Raw genomic sequence first — 4,015 nt, 5'->3', positions numbered from 1 at the left:
CAGCGATCATCGAGACCGAGGAGGCGCTACCCACGAACCAAGCAGCCTGATGTCTCACCGGGATTGACAGGCTCCGGGCGGACGGCATGTCCGTCTCGGAGATCGTCACCGAGTATCCGTCGATCGACGGCTCGGGAGTGCGGGCGGCAGCCGCCTACGGCGCCCAGCTTGCCCGGGAGGAACTCGTACCGCTCCGCACGGCTCCGTGAAGGTCAAGATCGACGAGGGCCTACCGGTCTCGCTGGCCGAACGCCTCGCCACGTTCAACATCGACGCTGACACCGTGTTCAGTGAGCAGCTTGCGGGGCGGACGGACCCCGAAGTGCTTGCCGCTGCAAGCGACGATGGCCGGATCGTGTTCACTCTCGACCGCGGCTTCGGCAACGTCCGTGCCTATCCGCCCGGGTCGCACCGCGGGATCGTGGTGTTCCGCCTTGACGACCAGGCAGCCCGCACGGTGATCTCGGCGGTCGAAAACCTCGTCGCCCAGCACGACCTCGCTGACCTGGCTGATGCCATCACCGTGGTGCATCGCGGCCTGCTCCGTATCCGCCGCGAGGACAGCTGATTACCGCGTCGGAATTACCAGTGCCGGCCGCAGCACTGAAGATCTTGAAAGCGGCAGAGCCCCGTACCTTGGATGGGGGTACGGGGCTCTGACCTGTCTCAACCGTGCGTGCGCTCGGAGGGAATCGAACCCCCAACCTTCTGATCCGTAGTCAGATATCCGATCTGTCGGACGATGACGAATGATGCCAATAGGTGCCGCTATGTCCGCATCTGACGCCGGCGACGGCACTCCGGGAAACGAACCAGACATCACGGATCTACTCCTCACCCTCGGTGAACGGCGGGACTTCGACCCGCTGCTACCACGCGCCCTGGACGAGGACTTCCAGTACTGGATCGAACACCGACGCCCCATCCCCTCCGAGAAACTTGGGAAAATCCTCGGAATAGGATCGACACGATCAAGAAAGCTGGTGGCTGACATTCGAGCAGCACGCCAGGAAATCATCAAAGGCGCCATCACCATCTCCACGAAGGAGATAGAACCACCCAGCGAATAGCCCCCGCCGGAGGCGGAAACATCATGGGCCCCGCGTCGTGTGGACGACACGGGGCCCGTGACCTGCCTCAACCGGCGTGCACCGCGGAAGACTCGAACCTCCAGACCTCCCCGACCCTCGTCGAAGGAGGCGAACCAACCGGCACTCGTGCTCAGTCTACCCGACCTGCGAACCTTACCGTTGTCGGGCGGACACACATGCCGACCGCTTCTGCAGACAAGAAGATGAGCCGGGTCAACCAAGATCATGGTTGGCTGGTGAATCCGGCGGCCGGCATCACGGCCCCACGTCCGGGGTGTGATCGGTCAGCGGCTTCGCGGTGTAGGTGATGCGGATGACGCCGTCGGGATGGCGCTCGACGCGTCCCGCCACTTTGAACACGGCGTGCAGGACCTCGGAGCTCAGCGCGTCGAGGACCGGGCCGGCGCTGGCCACGACACCGTGATCGAGGACGACCAGCTCGTCGCAGTAGCGGACGGCGAGATCGAGGTCGTGCAGGACCGCGAGCGCGGTGACTCCGCTGGCGCGAACGAGGTCGAGCAGCTCGAACCGGGCCCGGATGTCGAGGTGGTTGGTCAGCTCGTCGAGGACGAGCAGGCGCAGGCGCTGCGCGAGGGCCCGCGCCAACAGCACCCGCTGGCGCTCGCCACCGGAGGCGTCCAGATAGAGGTCGGCTTTCCGGAGGAGCCGCGACGGGGATACACGCGCCGCGTTGGCGATCGCAGGGACGCCTCAATGAAGGGCGGCCACCACAAACTCGCCACCGACACCAACCCACAGCTGCGACCGGCAGCCGTGTTCACCGAATTCGCCGCCGCCATCTGACCGTCCGTCGCCGGCCTGCCCGTATGCACCGCTTCCTCGCAATGCAACAGCGCTTAACTATGCCGGTTCAGTTGGTGTCTGACGAAAGGCGGCGCAGCAGCTCCTCGGGGATGGTCGGCAGCGGGTCCGCGGTGTATCCGAACCAGCCGATTCCATGCTCGTCGTACCGGAGACGGCCGACAGTGGCACCGAGGGGCTCCTCGATGTAGTTCGAGAAGAGGGACACGGCCCATTCTCTCGGTTCCTGTTCCTCGTCGCCCTCGACGCCCGTCGACTCGCCGACCGGCCAGCGTACGCCGATCAGGATGCTGGCGACGTGGGGATGCTTCGCGTTCCTGTACACGACGCAGACGGAGGGGGCCAGGAGTGCCGTGTGATCGAGCCAGGAGCCGAGAACGGTCACTCCGGTGTCGGGAGAAAGGCTGAGGTCACGGACGTGAAGGAGTACCTGGTCGGCCGGTGACGTGCTCTGGTCAGTGCTCATGATAGGCAGTCAGGATACCAAGCGGATCCTGGTCCGGTGCGCTCCTGCTCGGCGCGTACTCCACCACGACCCTCGCCCACCAGGTCGTGCTGTGATTGATGATCAGGCAGCCGCATTTACCCTTGTACTTCTTGCGGAAGACCACCCTCGTTGAACTGTCGCGATCGAGACGGACGCTGTCTGCGTGCAAGAGGGTGTCCCGGATCTGGTCCCAGGTCAGTTCACCCTCATGCTTGTCCTCGATCTTTGCTTTTCCGAAGCCCTTCTCCCCGAGCCCACCGATGTAGCCGTCGTCGTAGTAGCCGCGGCGCAGCGGGACCTCGTAGTACTTCAGGCATGGCAGGAGCGAGCAGTTGACCCGATACCAGGTCGCAATGTCGTAACGGCGATCATCTGCTGCCAGCGCGGGAGACGCGAACAGACAGGAAAACAGGAAAATGAAGGTGGCCAGAAAGGCGGCCAGACGCGGGCGGGGCAGCCGCATCCTCAGCTCCGTTCGGTAGCGTGGGGCACTTCGAACCTCGATGTCCGCAGCCTAGAGGAACCCTTACCCACAGGCCAATCACATTAGCCTTCCCAAGGTTCACTGCTTGCTTCCTCGCAGGAAAGCGGCGGCGATCCGTTCCCTGCCGCCGATGATGCGGCAGGGGCTCTCAGCCCGCTCCCTGAACGCGGTCCCAGGTCAGGATCCGGTAGTGCAGCCCGGTTGTGGACTCCCGCCAGCCCCCGGCGGAATCCGGCGGGCGGCCCACGTCCGGCGCGTACGTGTCACCGTCGAAGGCCTCCTGGATCTCGGTGACGACGATCCGGTCCGCGACCGGAAGTGCCGCCCGGTACAGCGCCGCCCCGCCGATCACCCACACATCCCCGGACACCGCGGCCAACGCCCGCGACGGGTCAGGGAACGTCTCCACGCCCTGCTGGGGCGTGCCCGACACCACGAGGTTGCGTCGGCCCGGCAGCGGCCGGAACCGCGGCGGCAACGACTCCCAGGTCCGCCGGCCCATGAGCACGGCAGCACCCCGTCCCGCCCGATCACACCGTGCGCCGACTGCGCCCAGACAAGCCCGATCACACCGCCACCGGGGCCGGGATCGCGGGGCGCGGGTCATAGCCCTGGGAGCCGCCGATTAATAAGTCCCGTTCTTGATGTTGTTTTGGTCGATCAGGTTGGTGAGGTCGTGGGCGGTCGGTGCGGTGATCGGTGCGGGTCGGATGCGCCGGTCGAGGCCTTCGAGGACGGGGGTCATCTCGTGGATCGCGTCGCTGACGGCACCGCGGGGTGAGCCGAGCAGGCGGGTGAGTGCCTGGTGCTGGGTCTTCCAACGGTGGTGGATCACGGTGACGAGCAGCCGGTCGGACAGGGAGAGGGGTCCGCGTCGCAGGATGCGGTGGCGGGCGTGCAGGTGGTGCAGGCTGATCGGCGGGTGGGCGAGGATGTGCTGCTCGACCGCGGCGAGCAGAGAGGCGAACGTGCCGTCATTCATACCGGTGATCGTCGGATGGCGTAGCCAGTCCGGGGCCCGGTCGTCCGGCTGGCCGCGGTCGACGTACCGTGACGGAGCCTGTCAATCCCGGTGAGACATCAGGCTGCTTGGTTCGTGGGTAGCGCCTCCTCGGTCTCGATGATCGCTGG

Annotated in this window: 7 protein-coding genes and 1 pseudogene; 3 read left to right on the top strand and 5 right to left on the bottom strand. The window is 65.8% G+C overall.

The annotated features are described in order from the left end of the window. The first annotated feature begins 62 nt into the window (after positions 1–62). The 3 genes from MXD59_RS26800 to MXD59_RS25815 all read left to right on the top strand — a co-directional run bounded on the left by MXD59_RS26800 (position 63) and on the right by MXD59_RS25815 (position 1,070). A complete protein-coding gene (locus tag MXD59_RS26800; RefSeq protein WP_308301786.1) occupies positions 63–209 on the top strand; it encodes a DUF433 domain-containing protein in 147 nt (48 codons plus the stop codon). Continuing rightward, the gene (locus MXD59_RS25820; RefSeq protein ID WP_248827167.1) at positions 206–568 is read left to right on the top strand and encodes a DUF5615 family PIN-like protein; all 363 of its coding nucleotides are present in this window, start codon (positions 206–208) and stop codon (positions 566–568) included. Before MXD59_RS26800 ends, MXD59_RS25820 begins: the two co-directional genes overlap by 4 nt. 202 nt (positions 569–770) lie before the next feature. Beyond that, complete coding sequence (locus tag MXD59_RS25815; RefSeq protein ID WP_248827166.1) at positions 771–1,070, top strand: hypothetical protein; 300 nt, start codon at positions 771–773, stop codon at positions 1,068–1,070. A 276-nt stretch (positions 1,071–1,346) separates the two neighbouring features. On the opposite strand, the gene MXD59_RS25810 is transcribed toward MXD59_RS25815, so the two are convergent. From MXD59_RS25810 to MXD59_RS25790, 5 genes and pseudogenes are all read right to left on the bottom strand, one after another. Continuing rightward, the gene (locus MXD59_RS25810) at positions 1,347–1,733 is read right to left on the bottom strand and encodes an ABC transporter ATP-binding protein (RefSeq protein ID WP_283097514.1); all 387 of its coding nucleotides are present in this window, start codon (positions 1,731–1,733) and stop codon (positions 1,347–1,349) included. A 229-nt stretch (positions 1,734–1,962) separates the two neighbouring features. Next, positions 1,963–2,379, bottom strand: a complete 417-nt coding sequence (locus MXD59_RS25805; RefSeq protein ID WP_248827164.1) for a hypothetical protein — start codon at positions 2,377–2,379, stop codon at positions 1,963–1,965. Next, positions 2,369–2,863, bottom strand: a complete 495-nt coding sequence (locus MXD59_RS25800) for a hypothetical protein (RefSeq protein ID WP_248827163.1) — start codon at positions 2,861–2,863, stop codon at positions 2,369–2,371. Before MXD59_RS25800 ends, MXD59_RS25805 begins: the two co-directional genes overlap by 11 nt. 169 nt (positions 2,864–3,032) lie before the next feature. Next, the gene (locus tag MXD59_RS25795; protein WP_308301785.1) at positions 3,033–3,392 is read right to left on the bottom strand and encodes a dihydrofolate reductase; all 360 of its coding nucleotides are present in this window, start codon (positions 3,390–3,392) and stop codon (positions 3,033–3,035) included. A 117-nt stretch (positions 3,393–3,509) separates the two neighbouring features. Further along, positions 3,510–3,938: pseudogene (locus MXD59_RS25790) on the bottom strand (ISAzo13 family transposase); the annotation flags it as partial. Positions 3,939–4,015: the final 77 nt, after the last annotated feature.

It is taken from the genome of Frankia umida, from assembly GCF_023242945.1.
Classification (GTDB): Bacteria; Actinomycetota; Actinomycetes; order Frankiales; family Frankiaceae; genus Frankia; species Frankia umida.
The sequence above is the reverse complement of the archived record's forward strand: the minus strand, read 5'-3'. Positions and strand labels throughout refer to the sequence as shown.

Excerpts from the sequence above, each read along its gene's own strand:
- MXD59_RS25815 (WP_248827166.1), top strand. The coding sequence starts at position 771 with ATGTCCGCATCTGACGCCGGCGACGGCACTCCGGGAAACGAACCAGAC.
- MXD59_RS25805 (WP_248827164.1), bottom strand. The coding sequence starts at position 2,379 with ATGAGCACTGACCAGAGCACGTCACCGGCCGACCAGGTACTCCTTCAC.
- MXD59_RS25800 (WP_248827163.1), bottom strand. The coding sequence starts at position 2,863 with ATGCGGCTGCCCCGCCCGCGTCTGGCCGCCTTTCTGGCCACCTTCATT.